Raw genomic sequence first — 20,659 nt, 5'->3', positions numbered from 1 at the left:
ACATAAAATACTCAATTTATCACCAACTTTACAGCTTAATTTTCTATCGAAAAAATGAAATCTTATTATAGCTAAAATTACTTACTTTAAATCAAGTTTTAAAGCAGTAATTTCTTTATTTAAGATGGCATCTGAAATAAGAAATAAGACAAAAACCAAACAGATGAAAAAACACAATTTTAGCGCGGGACCATGTATTTTACCTCAAGAAGTTTTACAAAAAGCATCACAAGCTGTATTAGATTTAGATAATAGCGGATTATCTTTAATTGAAATATCACACAGAAGCAAAGCATTTGTAGATATTATGGAAAACGCTAGGGCCCTAGCTCTTGAACTTTTAGGACTAGAAGGCAAAGGCTATAAAGCTTTATTCTTACAAGGCGGAGCAAGCACCCAGTTTTTAATGGTGGCTTTAAACCTTTTAGAAAAAAGAGCTGGTTATTTAAACTCTGGTACTTGGGCAGCAAAAGCCATAAAAGAAGCCAAAATATATGACGATATTTACGAAGTAGCTTCATCTAAAGATGCAAACTACAACTACATACCTAAAGGCTACGACATACCAGAAGATTACGATTATTTTCACTGCACATCAAACAATACTATTTTTGGTACGCAAATGAAAGAGTTCCCTAACTCACCAATACCTATGGTATGTGATATGAGTAGCGATATTTTTTCTCGATCTTTAGACTTTTCTAAATTCGATTTAATTTATGCAGGTGCACAAAAAAACATGGGGCCAGCAGGAACAACACTAGTTGTTGTTAAAGAAGATATTTTAGGTAAAGTATCTCGTAAAATACCTTCAATGATGGATTATAAAACGCACATAGATAAAGGTAGTATGTTTAATACACCTCCTGTTTTTGCAGTTTATACATCTATGCTTACTCTAGAATGGCTAAAAGGTCAAGGCGGTATTGCTGCCATTGAAAAAGAAAACGAAAAGAAAGCTCGTTTAATGTATTCTGAAATTGATTTAAATCCATTATTTAAAGGGTTTGCCGCAAAAGAAGATCGCTCATTAATGAATGCTACTTTTACACTTGAAAACGAAAATCTAAAAGAAACTTTCGATACTATGCTTAAAGAAGCTGGTGTTAATGGTTTAAACGGACACAGAAGTGTTGGTGGTTATAGAGCTTCAATGTACAACGCCTTACCTTTAGATAGTGTAAAAGTAGTTGTTGAAGTTATGAGTGAGTTAGAAAGCAAAGCTTAAACATTTTTAATTAAAGCTAACTAGTTATTTCGAACTAAGAGATAAGTCTCCACAAAATTGTTCTTAATAATAACAATAAATAAATATAAAATTTAAGTTATAAACTTTAAGCTTATTAAGCTTAAAAATTTAAACTTTAAACATTAAACCTAAATAATGAAAGTATTAGCAAACGATGGTGTTTCACAAAGTGGAATTGATGCATTAGAAAAAGCAGGATACGAAGTATCTACAACTACAGTAGCACAAGAACAACTAATTAATTATATTAATGAAAATAATATTTCGGTATTATTAGTTCGTAGTGCCACAAAAGTTAGAAAAGATTTAATTGATGCTTGCCCAAACCTTAAAATTATTGGTCGTGGTGGCGTTGGTATGGATAATATTGATGTAGAGTATGCCCGTGAAAAAGGCTTAAGTGTAATTAATACACCTGCTGCTTCATCGCATTCGGTTGCCGAACTAGTTTTTGGTCACCTTTACGGTTTAGCCCGTTTTTTACATAACGCTAATCGCGAAATGCCTTTAGAAGGCGATAGTAACTTTAAAGGCCTTAAAAAAGCTTATGCTAAAGGAACAGAATTAAAAGGAAAAACACTAGGTGTTCTAGGATTTGGTCGTATTGGTCAAGCTACAGCAAAAGTAGCTCTTGGTGCCGGCATGAAAGTTGTTGCTTTTGATCCGTTTATGGAAGAAGCTAATTTAGAGTTAGAGTTTTTCGACGGACAAAAAGTTAACTTCGAAATCAAAACAATATCTAAAGAAGATGTTTTAAAACAAGCAGACTTTTTAACATTACACGTACCAGCACAAAAAGATTATGTAATTGATGAAGCTGAATTTAACATGATGAAAGATGGTGTTATTATTGCAAATGCCGCTCGTGGTGGTGTATTAAACGAGGTAGCTTTAGTAAAAGCTATTGAAAGCGGTAAAGTAGCAAGAGCTGCTTTAGACGTTTTTGAAAAAGAGCCTAAACCAGAAATGCAATTATTAATGAATCCTGCGTTGTCGTTAACACCACACACTGGTGCTGCAACAAACGAAGCTCAGGACAGAATTGGTGCAGAATTAGCTACACAAATTATTAGTATTCTTGGATAACAAAAAATAAAATGTGACCTATATGGTATATTTGAGTCCTAACTATAAATGGTTAGGACTTTTTTTGTAAATTGGATAACCCATTTTGTTTAACAATTAAAAACATAAAAATAACATGTCTGGAATTTTAGATTTATTAAACAGCGACCTAGGAAAAACTTTAATAAGTGGCGTTGCTGGCCAAACCAACCAACCTCAAGAAAAAACTCAAAGCGTATTAACAATGGCTTTACCAGTTTTAATGCAAGCTATGAAACGTAATGCCTCTACTCCAGAAGGCGCTGCTGGTTTAATGAGTGCTTTAAGCAGTAAACATGATGGTAGTATTTTAGATAACTTAGGTGGTTTATTTAACGGTGGTGTTGATGATAACGTTTTAAACGACGGTAGTAAAATTCTAGGACATGTATTAGGAAGCAAAGAACAAGCTGTTGCAAGTACTTTAGGTGCTAAATCTGGAATGGATGCTGGTTCTGTTTCTCAAATATTAAAAGTTGCTGCCCCTATTTTAATGGGTGTTTTAGGTAAGCAAACACAACAAAACAATGTAAGTAACGCCAGTGGAATAACCGATTTATTGGGAGGCTTAATTGGTGGTAGCTCTGCTGGACAAGAACAAAGCTTTTTAGAGTCTATTCTTGATGCCGATGGAGACGGTAGTGTAGTTGATGATGTAGCTGGAATGGTACTTGGAGGTAGTAAAAAGAAAGGCGGTCTTGGCGGTTTATTAGGCGGGCTTTTTGGTAAATAATTTCCCATTTAATAATATAGAATATAAAAGAGTTAAGCATTTTGCTTAACTCTTTTTTGTTAAACACCTATAAAACAGTTAACTTAAAGCATAATTCTTGTAATTTTAAGATAAAAATTATTATGAAAAATCTAAGTTTAATAATTATAATATGTAGTGCTTTTATATTTAATTGTAACACATCAAAAACATCTATTGCACAAAAAAACGAACGCTTACAAAACATAAAAGAAAACGATACCGTTAAAATTTCTAGTGATAAAGTAGAATACGAAATTATAATAATAGAACCAGGTTTTAATACCTGGCTAGTCAGTACAGCCAGACCTGAAGGTTTTTATTCACAACAATACATGGAGACCAGAAACTACCAATACGTAGTTGAATGGAACCAACGCGTTAACCAACCCTTTCGTTACAATACGAATCTTTACGAATTACAAATAGATTATCAGCCTAATATAGATTATGGATACGAAGTAAATTACAAACTATATAACTACTTTATTTATTTTCAATTAAAATATAACCAAAGGTTGGGGAGCTTTACCCCCAGAATTTAAATGCTTTTACTTATTTTTGGTAAAAATTTCAAAATTGAAAAAGTTAAAAGAGCGTTGGGGCATTACAAGTAATTGGCAAATAGCCATTATCTTTATTGTATTTGCCATAACAGGTTCTACAGCTTCTTATATAGGTAAACCCATTTTAAATTTCTTAAATATTACTACAGAAACGTTAAATCCTTTTTTTTACTGGGTAATTCGTATACTTTTGCTTTTCGTTGTTTACCAATTTTTACTAGTGTTTTTTGGCTGGATTTTTGGACAGCACAAATTTTTCTGGAATTTCGAAAAAAAAATGCTTCGAAGATTAGGATTCAAGTTTTTAAAGGATAGTGAATAAAATAGCTAAACATATTGCTTTTAAAATTTTAACTCTTGTAGTTATAGGTGCCTTGTTTGCCCCTACGGCAGTTAAGTTAAATCATATTTTTGAGCATCATGAGCACATAAATGTTTGTTGCACTAAAAGTGCTTCAACACATATTCACAAAACAGATTTTGATTGCGATTTTCAAAAATTCCCACTTAATCATTTTTTCACGCTTCCTACACAAACTTTTACTTATTTAAATGTTTTAGCTTCAAATAAAATACCAGCTAAAACATACAACTTCTTAGTAAATCATCAACATTTATCTTTTTCTTTAAGAGCCCCTCCTACTATTATTTCATAATTATAATTAAAACTGATTTAGTAATCATTCATATTAATTAATGAAAAATATATTAATAGCAATATGTTTTCTAGTTAGTACGGTTGTTATAAGTCAAAATTGCAAATACATTTTAAAAGGTGAAGTCATAGATTTTCATAACGCAACACCTATTGAAAAAGCTGTAATTAAGATTATAAACACAAACACTTACGCTGTTACCGATATTAACGGAAAATTTACCCTAACAAATATTTGCGATAAAAGTATAAAAATTGAAATCTCTCATTTAAGCTGTGAAACCAAAACAATAACGGTTAATATTGAGGAAATGCCTTTTCAAACTATTTTTTTAGAGCACCATTTAGATGAACTTGACGAAGTTGTTGTAAGTGCAAACACAAGAACAGAAACAACAAGTATAGAACAATCTATAAAACAACAAACCATTGATAATTTTGCAGATAAGTCTTTAGGGGACGCTCTAAACACCATTAGTGGCGTCTCGTCGTTAAACACAGGCAACACTATTGTAAAACCTATAATTCATGGTTTACACAGTAGCCGTCTTTTAATTATTAATAATAATGTGCGTTTGTTTGACCAAGAATGGGGCGACGAGCATGCTCCTAATATAGATATAAATGCTAGTAATAGTATTGAAGTTGTAAAAGGAGCCAATACTTTAAAATATGGTAGTGATGCCATTGGTGGTTTAATTTTAATTAAACCAAAAAAGTATGCTGCTATTGATAGTTTATTTGGTAGCTCATTAATTTCGTTAAACTCTAACGGTAATGGAGGTATTATTAATTCTGAAATAATAAAAACCTACAAATCTGGTTATTATGCAAAATTACAAGCAAGTTTTAAACGGTTTGGAGATTTTAAAGCGCCAAATTATTATTTAACCAACACAGGTGTTCAAAGCATAAACACCTCATTAACTATGGGTTACAATAGCTTTGAAAAAGGTTTTAATGCCTATTATAGTATTGTAAGTAACGAGTTTGCCATACTAAAGTCGTCGCACATTGGTAATGTAAACGATTTGGTTACAGCTATTAATAATGAAGAACCAAGTATAGCGGACGATTTTTCATATACCATAGATTATCCAAAGCAAAGTATTTTACATCATTTAGCAAAAGTAGAAGCTTACAAGCGATTTAAAGGCATAGGAAAACTAACTGCGCAATACGACTTTCAAATAAACCGTAGAAAAGAATACGATTTAAGAAGAGGCGATTATAGCGATACACCTGTAATAGATTTAAGGTTATTTACAACTTCATTTCAGCCCAACTTATTAATTGATGCTATTGATGATTTTGAGATAAACACAGGCTTTTTATTACGCTTTCAGCAAAACGACGCAATTTCAGGAACCGGTGTTAGCCCGCTTATTCCAGATTACGAAAAATATGATGCCGGCGTTTATGCTACAGCAAACTATAAAATGGACTTGTTTAATGATATTAGTGCAGGTGTCCGATATGACTTTTCTAGAATTGAAGCCGTAAAATGGTATAATACCACAGATTGGGAAGAAACTTACAATTATGATGAGTTATTCCCAGAATTTGAATCTGGAACAACTGATAATTCAGAAACATTAACCTATCCAGAATTTACGTTTCATAATTTTTCTGCAAACTTAGGTTACACTAGGCATTTTAGTAATGATTTCGAACTATTTTTTAACTACGGATTAGCCTCTAGAATGCCAAATCCATCAGAATTATTTAGTGATGGTTTACACCATAGTGCCGCTAGAATTGAAACAGGAAAATTAACCATTGGTAAAGAAGTAGCCAATAAATTTATGTTCTCCTTACAGCGTAACAGTCAAAAATTTGGTTTTACCATTAGCCCATATTACAATGCTATAAACAACTACATTCAATTAATACCTGCTGGCATAACTACCACTGTTCGTGGTGCATTTCCGGTTTGGGAATACGAACAAGTTGATGCCAGAATTTTTGGTATTGATGTAGATTTAGATGTAAAACTAAACTCAAAATTTAATTATAGTGGCAGTATAAGCTTACTTCAAGGCGATAATTTAACCGATGATATTCCGCTTATACAAATGCCATCCACAAATTTTTCTAATAGTATTACTTATTATAACAAAAATTTAAATCAGTTATCTATTAGTTTAAACCACAAAACTGTATTACAACAAAAAAGATATCCAGATTACAATTTTTACACTTACAATGCTACTGTAGACGATTATGTTTATGTAGATATTAGTACACCGCCTTCGGCCTACTCTCTATTCGGTTTTAACAGTTCTGCTAATTTTAAAGCATTTAAAACCGGAACTTTAAAAGTTGAATTTAACGTTGAAAATATTTTCAACACATCGTACAGAGAATACCTTAATAGACTGAGGTATTTTGGCGATGAATTAGGAAGAAACTTTAACTTAAAAATCAAAATAAATTATTAAAACAAAAATCATGAAAAAAATAAATTCATTAAAAACAATAAAATTATTAGCCTTATTTTTTATCTCTAGTTTAGCCTTAGTTAGCTGTTCTAGTGACGACGATCACGATGATGATCACGAACACGAAGAAGAACTTATAACAACAGTTATTTATACCCTAGAAGATGCAAATGGAAACACGGTAACCCTTACTTTTGAAGATTTAGACGGTGATGGTGGTGCAGACGGAACTACTGAAGTTTCTGGAAGTTTTGTAGCTAATACTCAGTATTCTGGTTCTATTCAATTATTAAACGAAACAGAAGATCCTGCTGAAGACATTACTGAAGAAGTTGAAGAAGAAGGTGACGAGCACGAATTTTTCTATACTTCTACCATTTCAGATATCGTAATCACAAAAAACGATGTTGATGAAGACGGTAACCCAATTGGAATTGACACATCTTTAACAACAGGTGAAGCAGGTACAGGTTCTTTAACTATTGTTTTAAAGCACGAACCTACAAAACCAAACGATGGAACTTCTGAAGATGCAGGTGGTAGCACAGACGTAGAAGTAACTTTCGCTATTGAGGTAGTTTTCACTTAAAAAATTTTTTTGTAATACAGTTAAAAAAAGCAACTATTAATTTAGTTGCTTTTTTTATTTACACCCATTGCATACTTGTTTTCAATTTTAATAACTTGGCAAATCATAAAACGTTTATAAAATGAACCGAACTCGTATAGCACTCCTTTTAGTAATACTAATATCTTTTTCATGTAAAGAAAAAAACATCGCGAAATCCAATACAAAAACCTCAACACCCCAAATAAACTCAAATGAAACAGCTATAATAATTCTTGGAACCATCCAAGATGCCGGTTCGCCACAAATTGGTTGCCAAAAAGATTGCTGCAAAACACTTTTTAATAATCCAGATAAAAACAGACAGGTAGTTTCTTTAGGTTTAATTGATAATGAATTTAAAAAGAAATATATGTTTGAAGCTTCACCCGATTTTGTAACCCAAACTAAGGCGCTTGTTAATCCAAACATAAAAAACACCAACGAAATTCCTGATGGCATATTTTTAACACATGCACACATTGGGCATTATACGGGCTTAATGTATTTGGGTAAAGAAGCTATGAATGCCAGTAAAGTTCCTGTTTTTGCCATGCCTAAAATGAAAACATTTTTAGAAAGCAACGGACCTTGGAGTCAGTTAGTTAAAACTGAAGATATTATTTTAAAAGATATTCAAGATGAGCAAACTATAACTTTAACCAATAACTTAAACGTTACGCCTTTTTTAGTACCACACAGAGACGAGTATTCCGAAACGGTTGGCTACAAAATAAAAGGTAAAAACAAATCCGCTTTATTTATCCCAGACATTGATAAATGGAGTAAATGGAAAAAAAGTATTATTGAAGAAATTAAAACTGTAGACTACGCCTTTGTTGATGCCACATTTTTTAGTGGTAAAGAGTTAAATAACCGCGATATGTCTACAATTCCGCATCCGTTTATTCAAGAAAGCTTAGATTTATTTAAGAACTTACCACTTTCTGAAAAAAACAAAATTATATTTATTCATTTTAATCACACCAATCCTGTAATTAATTTAAATAGTGAAGAAGCGCAAACTGTTATAAAAGCAGGCTTTAATATTGCCCAAATTCATGATATTTATAAGCTATAAAAAAAGGCTTGAGTAAAACTCAAGCCTTTTTTTATATAATCATATCATCTAGTATTATCTAGAATAATTAGGAGATTCTTTAGTAATGGTTACATCGTGCGGATGACTTTCGTTAATACCACTAGCTGTAATTTTTACAAACTGACCTGTTTCTTTTAAGGTTTCAATATCTTTAGCACCGCAATATCCCATACCTGCACGTAAACCGCCAATAAATTGGTGAATACTTTCAAACAATTCACCTTTATATGGTACACGACCTACAATTCCTTCTGGAACTAATTTTTTTATATCGTCTTCAACATCTTGGAAATAACGGTCTTTACTACCTTCTTTCATCGCTTCAACCGATCCCATGCCGCGGTAAGACTTAAACTTACGTCCTTCATAAATAATAGTTTCACCTGGAGATTCTTTTGTACCTGCTAAAAGCGAACCTAACATCACACAATCGGCTCCAGCTGCAATAGCTTTAGGTATATCGCCTGTATAACGAATTCCTCCATCGGCAATTACTGGAACACCGCTACCTTTTATAGCCGCAGCTACTTCTAACACCGCAGAAAACTGAGGAAAACCAACACCAGCAACCACACGCGTTGTACAAATAGACCCTGGACCAATACCTACTTTTACAGCATCGGCTCCAGCTTCAACTAAATATTTAGCAGCAGCACCCGTTGCAATGTTTCCTACAATAACTTCAAGTGTTGGAAATTTTTCTTTTATAGCTTTTAAAACACCAACAACACCTTTTGTATGCCCATGAGCCGTATCGATAACTACAGCATCAACACCTGCATTTACTAAAGCTTCAGCACGCTCTACAGCATCGCCAGTTACACCAATGGCAGCGGCTACACGTAAACGCCCAAATTCATCTTTATTAGCAATAGGTTTAAGTGTTAATTTAGTAATATCTCTAAACGTAATTAAACCTGTAAGTTTATAATTATCGTCTACAATAAGTAGTTTTTCAATTTTATGTTTTTGAAGAATTGCTTCAGCATCAACCAACGATGTACCAACACCTGCAGTTACTAAGTTTTCACTGGTCATAACATCGGTAATCAATCTTTCGTCATCATGCTCAAAACGTAAATCACGGTTTGTAACAATCCCTTTTAAAATACCGTTATCGTCTGTAATAGGAATACCGCCAATACCATGTTCTGCCATATTTTGCTTAGCATCTCTAACTTTAGCTGTTAACGGTAAAGTAACGGGATCTAGAATCATACCGCTTTCGGCACGTTTAACACGACGTACTTTTAGTGCTTGTTGCTCTATAGTCATGTTTTTATGAAGCACACCAATACCACCTTCTTGCGCCATAGCAATAGCCATTTTACTTTCGGTTACAGTATCCATAGCCGCCGAAATAATAGGCACATTAATGGTAATGTTTCTTGTAAATTTTGTTTGAATGTTTACTTCGCGAGGTAAAACTTCGGAGAAAGCTGGAACTAATAAAACGTCGTCGTAGGTTAGTCCCTCTCCTACTATTTTGTTAAGATGTGCGTTCATGTTGCAATTACGTTATAATTGCGTGCAAATATACATAATTTATAGCTTCATTTTTTAATTTGATTCTAAATTTAATGTTAAGACTTTAATTTAAATACCATATGTTAATGATGGTTAACCTCTACCACCACGTCTTCCTTTGTTAGAATTAAATCCGCTCATTTTTTGACCGGCGAAACTTCCAAATTTATAGGTAAAATTCAGCATAAAATATTGCTCTAAAATACGATTTTCAACATCTTGAATGTAAGTATCTGTTACCGAACGCCTATAACCATTATTTTTCCCTAAAACATCGTAACCAACCAAGGTTACTGTGGCTTTATTTTCAATAAGTTCGGCTCCTACACCAGCATTCCAAAAAATAGCATCGGCATCGTATTCGTTTCCTACTTGACTATTATATCTGTAGGACACTTTATTGGTAACGAATAACACATTTTTAATAAAAAATATGGAAGAATTAAACTGTAAATTTTGAATAAAGTAATTGTTATCGCTAAAACTATCGGTATCGTAAACACTTTTAATTGTTGAATAGCTGTAACTTGTGTTTACATCTATAATGTCGTTATACAAACAATTAAGTGATATTCTAGGGCGAATGGTTATTGTTTGTGCAGTAAACTTTAATCCGTTTTGCAAAGACAAACTATTATCGAAACTCGCCATTAAGCTTCCGTTAAGATTAAAATTTGTTTTTTTATTGAAATATGATTTTGAAACTGATGCATTACCGCGTAAATAGTAATCGCCGTTTAAATTGGTATACGTGGTATATTTATTTAAATCGGAATTGGTAATGGTTGAGTTTAAAATTTTGTCTTGTGTAAATTCGGCTCGTGCATCGCCTGATACATTTATGTTATGAAATGCAATATCGTTTTGATAACGAAACCTAATATTATGATTTATTTGTGGCTCTAAATCGGGATTACCAACGCGAATGTGGGTAATATTACTAACATCTTCTACGGGTTGTAATTGGCTAACCGAAGGTAAATTTACACCTTGGTTATAGTCTAAAGTTATGCGTTTATAACCTTTTTCGTCGCGATAACGAATTCTGCCGCTATAAGTTAAATATTTAAAGCCTCTTTTAAAATTTCTAGCTTCAATAAGTTCATCTTTATAATCTCTGTAGGTTGTTGTGTGAGCGCCTTCTATTTCAAATCTAAAATCACTAACATCATATCGTAATTTTAGCGAAGGTTTTAAAGTTGTTGTAATGTATTTACTATTAGTACTTATGTTTTCATTAAAATCGCTGTAAGTTTGTAAATCTTCATTAAAATCATAAATAAAATTTTCTGTTTTTGATGTGTTTACAGTTGCTGAATATCTTGGTATAATTTTAAAATCTTCAAAAATTTCTTTTACTAAAATTGTATTTACATTTATGTTACTGCTTTTATTTTCGTTATTCTTTTCTTGATCTTGAATAATGGTTTCATCGGTGTTGTACAAAATGTTTTCAGAATAACTATTTACATCGCTATTAGATTTACTAAAATTAGTATTTACACCTATATTAAAATAATTACCATGACCTTGCGATGCTGTTACATCAAAATTATTTTGAATATTATAATTTGAAGCTTCTGTTTGGTTTCTGGATGTATAATCGCTAACTAACTCACCATCGCTATACGACGATGTACTCGCACTTTGACTGCCCGAAATGGTATTTGCTAAATTAAAATTTGTTTCGTTAGATATTTTTAACCTTTGCTTAGATGATTTATATTTTGGGTTTATAATTTTTTGCAAATCGGCTTTAGCTTTATGGCTATCGGATTCGTTATAACCTGTACTTTCAGATTCGGTTATGTAATTTAAATCTGGTAAAAAATTTTCTCTATAACTTTTTTGAGCTGTTTCGCGGTCTTGAGCTGTGTAGTTGTAATTGGAGTTTATTCTATTTTCGTTCCATTTACCTTTACTATAATTGGCGCCAACAAAATCGGATTCTAAATATCCGGTACTCGCACTGGTATTAGGTAAAGCACTAAAACCTCTAGACATGTTAATATTATTAGTACCAGCAATAACACCTAGTTGTTTACCATCTACAACTTGAAAAATATTAGCGTTGCCTTGGTACTTATTATCTGTTCCTGCGCCTACTTTAATATCGCCAAACATGGCTCGATTTTTTCCTTTTTTAATTTTAAAGTTAATTTCTTTTGTACCAGAATCAGATTCTTCTCCTGTAAATTTTTGCATGTTGGTTTTAAAATCGGTAACCTGTACTTTACTTATTACACCACTTGGCAGGTTTTTTAAAGCTATTTCTCCGTTTTTTTCACCAAAAAATGGCATACCATCAACATTTATAGCTTCAACTTCAACACCATTTACTGTTATTAAACCATCGGCATCAATTTCTACACCTGGAAGTTTTTTTAGTAAATCTTCGGCTTTGTCGTTTGGCAAGCTTTTAAAACTGTCAGCATTATATTCAATCGTATCTTTTTTAATAACCACAGGTGGTGCTTTAGCTATTATGGATATAGCGGTTAAAGCCTCAGCTTGATCTTCTAAAACAAGCGTTCCTAAATTTAAATAATCACTTTTAGGCACAGCAATTGTCTTACTGTAAGGCTTATATCCCATATAAGCTATATTAAAAATTGCCTTAGTATCCTCATAAGTATTTACTTGTAACGAAAATTTACCTTCTCTATTTGTAATGCCATAGGCAATAGGAATGCTATCAGAAATACTTTGTAAATAAACGGTAGCGGCTTCTAGGGTAAGAGAATCTTTATCTTTTACAATACCTTCGAGCATAAATTTTTGTGCAAACATGGTAGCAGAAAAGCTCAATGCAAGCAAAATGAATATTTTTTTCAATGTAGTTGTTTGGTTGGTTTATTTTAAGACTGTAATTATTTTACATGGTTTAATTTCAATCTGTTAAAAAATACTTAAAGAATTTTATTACACAAACCCATTAACTTTTTATTAAGATTTATTCTAAATAAATTTTGTTTTAAGCAAAAAGCAAATATATTTGCACTATTATTTAAAATAAGTCTAAATACAAATTGATAAAATGAAATTGAAATCAACTTACCAAATTTTTTTATTGGTTATTACATTAGTTTTTGCATCATGTTCTAGTGATGACAATGGAGGTGGAACAGAAGAAACTGCAGACGTTGCCGACTTTATAGAAACTTATGCAGAAATTGTTTCTGCAAACTATTCAGATTCATACAACACTGCTGTAGATATGCAAACTGCCATTGATGCTTTTCTTGCAGACCCTAATGAAACTACTTTTGTAGCAGCACAAGATGCTTGGTTATATGCTCGTGATTTTTACGGACAAACAGAAGCTTTTAGGGAAGCTAACGGACCAATTGATAACGAAGATTTATTAGGAACAGAAGGACGCATTAACGCATGGCCTTTAGATGAAGGTTATATTGATTACGTTTACGATAGCACGACACACACCTTAGTAAATAACGGTTTAATTGGTGATGACTCTTTCGAGTTAACAGAAGCAAATATTATTGGAGCAAATGAGGGTGACGATATTCCTGAAAACATTTCAACAGGATGGCACGCCATCGAGTTCTTACTTTGGGGGCAAGATTATAATATTAACACAACTAATTTTCAAACCGATTATTCTGTTTCTGGAGAAAGAGCATATACAGATTATACAACTGCTGATTTTGCAGATCGTAGAGCGACTTACTTAAAAATTGTTACCGATTTATTAGTAAACGATTTAAGCGATTTAAACACAACTTGGGCATCTGGAGGTTCTTACCGTACAACATTTTTAGCTTTAGATGAAGATACAGCGTTAACAAACATATTAAATGGTATTGGTTTTATTTCTAACGGTGAGGTTGCTCAAGAGCGTATTTACCCTGCTATTGATGAAGGTCAAGAAAACGAACATTCTTGTTTCTCTGATAACACTAACCAAGATATGTGGGCAAACGTAAACGGAATTAACAACGTAATTGTTGGTAGTTACACAACAGAAAGCGGAACTACTGTTTCGGGTACTTCTTTAATTGATTTAGTATCTGGTGACACAGCTTCAAATTTAGAAGCCGATGCAAACGATACTTTAGATAAGTTAGATACCTTATTAGGTTTAGGTAAAAACTTCGACGAAATAATTAGCGAAGAAACTTTAGAATCTGGAGGGCCTGCTGGCGATTTAGCTTCTGCTTTAATTACACAAAGTACAGCTATTTCTGAAGCTGCTACCGCTTTAGGTGTTAGTATTACAATTCAATAATATAAGCATTACTGCACTATATTAAAACAACATATTATTATAAACTAAAGTCTCAATATTTTTATTGAGACTTTAGTTATTTTATAAATTTGCCAAAAAAAATGTAGATGAAAAAGATTAGTTGGTTGCTATGCGTATCTATTTTGGTTTTCTCCTGTCAAGATGATGAGTTTACCGAGCAAGATTATATAAACTTAACTTATGAAATTGATGAAGAAAATTTAGTTTCAGATTTTTCAATAACAGGCTTTACTGCAGATAAAGCTTTTGGCACAAATATACCCAACTTAACAGACTTAGAAACTGCATTCTTTGGAGTTGGCAACGCTATGTTTAATCAAACATGGGTTTCAGCTCCAGCTTCAACAACTTCTCGTGACGGTTTAGGTCCTATTTTTAATGCTAGAGCTTGTGCTACGTGTCACTTAAACGATGGTCGTGGAGAACCTATACTAGAAACTGGCGCTGCAAGTAGTGGTTTTTTACTGCGATTAAGTTCGGGGAACAACCCTATAACTGGTCCAATACCACATGCTACATATGGCGATCAACTACAAGATGCTTCTAACCTAAACATTGAAGCCGAAGGCGATATAGCCGTTAATTTCGAGTATATTTCTGGAGCATATCCAGATGGCACAACTTACGAATTACGCAAACCTACATACACAGTAATTAACACAAATTATGGAGCACTTTCTGCAGAACAATCACCTAGAATTGGGCAACAACTTATTGGTTTAGGTTTTATTGAAGCTTTAAGCGATGCCAGTATTTTAGAATATGAAGACGAGTTTGATACCGATGGCGATGGCATTTCTGGTAAAGCCAATTATGTTTGGAATATTGCCGAAAACAAAACTACTTTAGGGAAATTTGGCTGGAAGGCTAATCAACCTACATTAACACAGCAAGTTTCTGGGGCTTTTAATGGAGACATGGGATTAACCACTACCCTTTTTCCTGAAGAAAACTGTCCTTCTGGTGTAGATTGTTCTACTATTCCAAATGGAAATAATGAAGGTGAAGATGTAGAAGTTCCAGATACCCAACTTAGCCGAATGATGGTTTATATGAGTAGCATTTCTGTACCTGTAAGACGAGATTACGATACTTACGATGTGCTAAAAGGAAAAGAACTTTTTAAAAATTTAGCTTGTGTAAACTGCCATGTCGATTATTACGTTACCGGACAATCTGAAATTGTTCCAATTATAGACAATGTAACAATTAGGCCATATTCCGATTTTTTATTACACGATATGGGAGACGATTTAGCCGATGATAGAGCCGATTTTTTAGCAACAGGTAACGAGTGGCGTACGCAACCACTTTGGGGATTAGGCATGATTGAACTTGTAAACGATCATACCTTTTTACTTCACGATGGAAGAGCTCGTAATATTGAAGAAGCTATTTTATGGCACGGTGGTGAAGCCGAAACATCAAAAAACAATTTTATGAATTTAACAGCAACCGAACGGGAACAACTTTTAAGCTTCCTAAACTCTTTATAAAAAATGAAAAAACTAATTTTCAGCATTTTAGCCTTGGCTATTTTAGTAATTGCCTGTAAGAAAGATGATGACAATTCAGAATCTGCAATTACAACATTTCACAACAACTATTACAACGAAAATATTTATCCTGCGCTTACTACATTTAAAGCTCAAGTAGAATTACAAGTCAGTTTATCTGAAACGTTTCAAACAACACCAACAAAAGAAAATTTTATTAGCCTACAAAACCAATGGCTAGCAACCACTGAAGCTTTTGCGAAAGTAAGACCATATAACGTGCTTGCAGTAAAATCTTTGTTTTACGATATTATAATTTACAATTTTCCTGTAACACCATCGGTTATTGAAACCAACATTGAAGAACAAACAACTTACGATGCTACTTACTTTAGTACAAAAAGTACAGTATCAAAAGGTTTAGGTGCTTTGGAATATTTACTTTACAACGAACAAGATGAAGCAACTGCTTTAAGCCTTTTACAAAATGACACCTTTAGAGTAGATTATTTGCTTGGCGTTACTACAGAAGTTTTAAACCAAACCAATAATTTAGTTGATTTTTGGGAACTTAATTACAAAAACACATTTATTAATTTAACCGATGTATCCTGTACCGAAAACGCACGTTGTTTGGCCTTTAACCAACTTATTAATGTTATTGATGTTATTCGCGTAACCAAATTAGGAAAACCAAGCGGTTTGGAAAGCTCAAGCAGTGCAACTGTAACTGATTTAGAAGCTTACCGCAGCGGACAATCGCTAAACTTAATTAAAAGCGAATTAGAAGAAGTGCAAAACGCCTATGCTTTAAGTAGCGCTAATTTCGCGAATATTGTGGACGACATTGCAGGTAACACAGAACTATCGGATAATATTGATGCTAGTTTCACAAACATTTTCACTTATATAAATAATATAGATTCTAGTTTATACGATGCTATTTTAAATAATGATGAAAACGTAGAACTTCTATACAACGAACTTTATACTTTAGTCGTATATTTTTCGGTTGATGGTGCTAGTACTTTATCTATTTCTGTACTTGCCACCGATAATGATGGCGATTAAAGCTTAATTTGCAAAGTAACATACCAATTTCTGGGCGCCGAAGGAATAATTCCCGGCCCCGGATAACCGGTTGCACGTCTTGTAAAGTAGGCATTATCTAAAACATTATTTACGCCTGTTTCAAGCTTAAATTTTTTGTATTTATACGATAACGACAGGTCTAAAATATCGTAAGCTGGTATTTCTCCAATAACACCACTAATACTTCCTGCCGTTGCATTTGTAGCATCTGTAAACTGTTGCCCCAAATAGGTATATTGAATACTTGCCAGTAGGTTTTTGTAACCACCGTTTAAACCTGTTTTTAAATTTAAATCGGGAACAAATTCTACTTTATTACCTTCTACTCCCGGTTCTTCCGAACTGGTGTACTCCGAATTAATTATTGAAGTATTTATAAAATAATTAAGCTGAATATTATTATTCAAACCTAAAATCTTTTTCAAATTAAAATCGAATAAAGACTCTACGCCATACATAACAGCATCTCCAACATTACCACGTTGGCTTGTTATACTTCCATCGGCAGCTTCTTTTTGCACAAAACCAATTCTTCCGTTGTAAAACAAACAAAATAAACCAGCATCGTAAGATACGTAACCTTTATAATTTCCACGAATACCTAAATCGGCTGTAAAGCCTTCTTCATCTGTAATATCTGGATCTATTGAAAAAGCAGGATTCGCAATATTTATATCGGAAAATGTAACCGAACGGTAGTTTTGCGAAACGTTTCCGTAAAATTCTAAACTACTATTAGGTTTATAACTTAACCCAATGCCCAATAACACAAACGAGCGCTCAAAATTTCTATTATCTGCAACATCTTCTTCAAAAATTACATTTCCAGCAGCATCTGTATTTATTTGTTTGTAAAAACCTTCACTTTCGGTTTTAATATATTCAAATCTAAATCCTGGTGTTACCGAAAACTTATCGGTTACATAAAAAATATTTTCTCCAAACACAGAAACATTAAAGTTTGGCAAATCAAATTCCGATTGATCTGAGTAATTAGGAAAATCATCATTATAAAAATTAAAATCAGCATCAGCACCATCACTCCCAGGACCTTGTCTTTGGTAATTATTGGCTTTATAAAATTTAGTTCCAATTAAAAAGGTGGCATTTTTATTTAAAATTGTGTACTTGCTTAGTAATCTAGACTCGAATCCGAAATTATTAAAATCGCCTACAATTAAATCACGCGCTTCACCAGAGTCTACTTGACTTACACGGTTTGTTCTAAAACCCAAAGCTTTTCGCGACGCATTCAATCCAAAAAAATTAAACGTAAAATTGGTATTGGCATTAAACTCGTGGGCTAATTTTAAATTATAGAGTAACCAATCTACTTTAAACCAATTTCTAGCGCGATTACTTTGATAAGGATTGTTGTAAAACATATCATCGGTTAAACCGCCCGCTTGTTTTGCCAAATAATTTAAATAAGTAAGTTCGCCTTCAATTTTAGTTTTTTCGGAAAGTTGATAACCTAAATGAGTAAAAGTGTTTATAGATTCAAACTCTGAATTTGGTCTAAACCCATCACCTTTTTTATAATTTGCATAAGTATAATAACTTAATTTATTCTGTGTTCCGCTAACACTTGTAAAATTTGTAAACAAGCCAAAACTTCCTAAAGTATTTCTAGTAATAAACTCTAATGGTTTTGAAGAGTTCGGTTCTTTAAATTTAAAATTAACCAAACCACCAAATTGTGTTCCGTATTGCAACGAAGCCGCACCACGAACAATTTGAATTTCGCTTAAAGCCTCTGCAGGTGGCGAGTAATAACTTTCTGGGTAACCTAAAACATCGGCACTAATATCGTAACCGTTTTGTCTGGTATTAAAATTAGCCGTTCGGTTTGGATCTAAGCCACGACCACCAATATTTAATTGCAAACCAGCATCGTCGTTTTGGTAAATATTTAAGCCCGCTACTTGACTGTAAATTTGGCGTGCATTATTGCTTGCTAAATTCGCCATAGATTGATCTATTAAAACCACTTCGGTTTTCTTACCAGCGTAAATAGCGGTTTCTTCAACATCGTTTAAACGTTTTAGTTCGAACGCTTTACGTTTGTTAGCATTTACAACAACTTCGGAAAGTTCGGTGGCTAAACTATATAGTTCAATTTTTAAATTATTGGATTGTTTGGAGTTAATTATAACTTCTTTTATTTCGTATTCTGAAGCATAGAACACTAAAGTTAAATTTATTTTATGTGTTGAAAATTTAAAAGTTCCAGAGGCATCTGTAATGGCTAATAAACCGGAGTCTTTATCGTAAACATTAACGGCGTTTACAGGTTTTTCTTGAAATGTTACCACACCGGTAACGTTTTGTTGAGAGAAAGCAGACACACTAAAAATTAGTGCGATAATAAATTTAAAGTCCTTTAATGTCATCTTTAAAAGGTAATATCCAAAATTTTGATTTAAACGATTCTTTTTGGGCGTACAAATTTACGGTTTTATCAATAAACGGCTTACTTAAACGTCCATTAAGTGCCACATAACTATCTACAAATACTTGTACATTTTTATGACCTTGAGATGTAAAATGATCGCCTAAATAATGTGCGTACTCTAAAATAAAATCGGGTTGAAAGCTCATTTGCTTTTCTTGGAATGGTGTTAAAAAATCGCTATTATCAACATAAAAAAAGTCGCCTGTTTCTGCGTTAACTATTTTAAAAGTAGCAATTCCCATTTTTTCCATAAGCATAACGCGCCACGAAAAACGGTAACCTTCTTCGGTCCAGAATAATTCTCCAGGATAAAGCAAATAACGAAATGGTATTGCTAATTGCAGTATAAAAAACAGCCCAACAATAGTTAGCGTTGCTTTTTTAATTTTTATAGCACAATAATCGTAGATTTTTAAATGAGGTACTTGTTTAGAACTAAATGAGAGCTTATTTAAAACACGTTTTAAAAAATTTATTATTTTCTGATGAAAGTCCGACTCAAAAAATATTAATGAACTTACAATCATGATAAACGGAAACATACCAATGGGAAATAAAACTCGTGTAAACACATGAAAAAACACCACTAAAATAAAAGCGTATATTCTGGTTTTACGATAAAGCAATAAAAAAGGAATACATAAATCGTACAACATACCACTCCAACTCATAACATAATGAAACCAAGTTTGGTGCATTAATGTATCGCCTATAATGGGTAAATCGTATTTTGAAGGCAACCATATTTTTAGAGGTTGAGCTCTAAATAACCAATCGGAATTTAATTTTGCTAAACCAGCATAAAAATAAACGATTCCGAGTAGTAATTTTATACTATCTATACTCCATTTAGGAACGTTTTTAAAAGTCTTTTTTCGAATTAAATTATCCACCGAAAAGTATGTACTTGCCGGTAAAAAAATCATTAAAAAACTTAATAAACTTATAAAGTAATAATGGTTTAAGTAGCTGGTTTTATCCATTAACTCGATATAAGTAAAACTTAAGAAAAAGGTAATAATGGCCAACCTATATTTTAACCCAACGGCAACACATAACGCTGATAAACCACAAATTACAAAAAGTAAATAGGTGTAATTACCAATTGGTTTAACCCAAGAAAAACCATAATAAGAGAAATGAAATTTAGGCTGCAAATAAAGGGTTTCTATCCAACCATGATACGAAAAACGAACCATACTTAAACACATCATGATGCCAAAAGCAATTCTAAAAACTGCTAATGGTGCTGCATTTGTTTTTTTATTTAAATACGAGCTTAAACTCATGTTCATTTTAACAAAAAAAAGGTTGCTTTTAAGCAACCTTTAATTAAAATATTTT

At 32.7% G+C, this 20,659-nt stretch carries 16 protein-coding genes; 12 read left to right on the top strand and 4 right to left on the bottom strand.

The window, feature by feature from the left end; all coding sequences use genetic code 11:
- Positions 1-163: 163 nt before the first annotated feature.
- From serC to LG649_RS13980, 9 genes are all read left to right on the top strand, one after another.
- The gene (serC, locus tag LG649_RS14020; protein ID WP_226544451.1) at positions 164-1,228 is read left to right on the top strand and encodes a 3-phosphoserine/phosphohydroxythreonine transaminase; all 1,065 of its coding nucleotides are present in this window, start codon (positions 164-166) and stop codon (positions 1,226-1,228) included.
- Between the two features lie 156 nt (positions 1,229-1,384).
- Positions 1,385-2,335, top strand: a complete 951-nt coding sequence (locus LG649_RS14015) for a D-2-hydroxyacid dehydrogenase (protein WP_226544450.1) — start codon at positions 1,385-1,387, stop codon at positions 2,333-2,335.
- 115 nt (positions 2,336-2,450) lie between these two features.
- Entirely contained in the window at positions 2,451-3,086 is a 636-nt protein-coding gene (locus tag LG649_RS14010) for a DUF937 domain-containing protein (RefSeq protein WP_226544449.1), read from the top strand.
- 122 nt (positions 3,087-3,208) lie between these two features.
- Positions 3,209-3,649, top strand: a complete 441-nt coding sequence (locus tag LG649_RS14005) for a DUF6146 family protein (RefSeq protein WP_226544448.1) — start codon at positions 3,209-3,211, stop codon at positions 3,647-3,649.
- A 34-nt stretch (positions 3,650-3,683) separates the two neighbouring features.
- On the top strand, positions 3,684-3,992 hold the full coding sequence (locus LG649_RS14000) for a DUF6787 family protein (RefSeq protein ID WP_226544447.1): 309 nt from the start codon (positions 3,684-3,686) through the stop codon (positions 3,990-3,992).
- Entirely contained in the window at positions 3,985-4,326 is a 342-nt protein-coding gene (locus LG649_RS13995; protein ID WP_226544446.1) for a hypothetical protein, read from the top strand. Before LG649_RS14000 ends, LG649_RS13995 begins: the two co-directional genes overlap by 8 nt.
- Positions 4,327-4,366: 40 nt before the next feature.
- A complete protein-coding gene (locus tag LG649_RS13990; RefSeq protein WP_226544445.1) occupies positions 4,367-6,766 on the top strand; it encodes a TonB-dependent receptor in 2,400 nt (799 codons plus the stop codon).
- Between the two features lie 10 nt (positions 6,767-6,776).
- Entirely contained in the window at positions 6,777-7,355 is a 579-nt protein-coding gene (locus tag LG649_RS13985) for a type 1 periplasmic binding fold superfamily protein (protein ID WP_226544444.1), read from the top strand.
- Between the two features lie 121 nt (positions 7,356-7,476).
- On the top strand, positions 7,477-8,454 hold the full coding sequence (locus tag LG649_RS13980; protein ID WP_226544443.1) for an MBL fold metallo-hydrolase: 978 nt from the start codon (positions 7,477-7,479) through the stop codon (positions 8,452-8,454).
- Positions 8,455-8,508: 54 nt separating this feature from the next.
- On the opposite strand, the gene guaB is transcribed toward LG649_RS13980, so the two are convergent.
- Positions 8,509-9,981 (bottom strand): IMP dehydrogenase, encoded by a 1,473-nt coding sequence (guaB, locus tag LG649_RS13975; RefSeq protein ID WP_226544442.1) that lies wholly within the window; start codon positions 9,979-9,981, stop codon positions 8,509-8,511.
- Between the two features lie 114 nt (positions 9,982-10,095).
- Positions 10,096-12,837 carry an outer membrane beta-barrel protein gene (locus LG649_RS13970; RefSeq protein WP_226544441.1) on the bottom strand — a complete coding sequence of 914 codons (2,742 nt, stop codon included), beginning with the start codon at positions 12,835-12,837 and terminating at the stop codon, positions 10,096-10,098.
- Positions 12,838-13,039: 202 nt separating this feature from the next.
- Here LG649_RS13970 and LG649_RS13965 point away from each other — a divergent pair, with 202 nt between their 5' ends.
- The 3 genes from LG649_RS13965 to LG649_RS13955 all read left to right on the top strand — a co-directional run bounded on the left by LG649_RS13965 (position 13,040) and on the right by LG649_RS13955 (position 16,839).
- Complete coding sequence (locus LG649_RS13965) at positions 13,040-14,251, top strand: imelysin family protein (protein WP_226544440.1); 1,212 nt, start codon at positions 13,040-13,042, stop codon at positions 14,249-14,251.
- A 107-nt stretch (positions 14,252-14,358) separates the two neighbouring features.
- Positions 14,359-15,768 carry a di-heme oxidoreductase family protein gene (locus tag LG649_RS13960; RefSeq protein ID WP_226544439.1) on the top strand — a complete coding sequence of 470 codons (1,410 nt, stop codon included), beginning with the start codon at positions 14,359-14,361 and terminating at the stop codon, positions 15,766-15,768.
- Between the two features lie 3 nt (positions 15,769-15,771).
- Positions 15,772-16,839, top strand: coding sequence for an imelysin family protein (locus LG649_RS13955; RefSeq protein ID WP_226544438.1), 1,068 nt, complete (start codon positions 15,772-15,774; stop codon positions 16,837-16,839).
- On the opposite strand, the gene LG649_RS13950 is transcribed toward LG649_RS13955, so the two are convergent.
- Both LG649_RS13950 and LG649_RS13945 read right to left on the bottom strand, forming a co-directional pair.
- The gene (locus LG649_RS13950) at positions 16,836-19,253 is read right to left on the bottom strand and encodes a TonB-dependent receptor domain-containing protein (protein WP_226544437.1); all 2,418 of its coding nucleotides are present in this window, start codon (positions 19,251-19,253) and stop codon (positions 16,836-16,838) included. The genes LG649_RS13955 and LG649_RS13950 overlap by 4 nt on opposite strands.
- Positions 19,234-20,610: an HTTM domain-containing protein gene (locus LG649_RS13945; protein ID WP_226544436.1), complete on the bottom strand. Its 1,377-nt coding sequence runs from the start codon at positions 20,608-20,610 to the stop codon at positions 19,234-19,236. The genes LG649_RS13950 and LG649_RS13945 overlap by 20 nt, the downstream gene beginning before the upstream one ends.
- Between the last annotated feature and the right edge of the window lie 49 nt (positions 20,611-20,659).

Source organism: Neotamlana laminarinivorans, assembly GCF_020523925.1.
GTDB lineage: Bacteria > Bacteroidota > Bacteroidia > Flavobacteriales > Flavobacteriaceae > Neotamlana > Neotamlana laminarinivorans.
The sequence above is the reverse complement of the archived record's forward strand: the minus strand, read 5'-3'. Positions and strand labels throughout refer to the sequence as shown.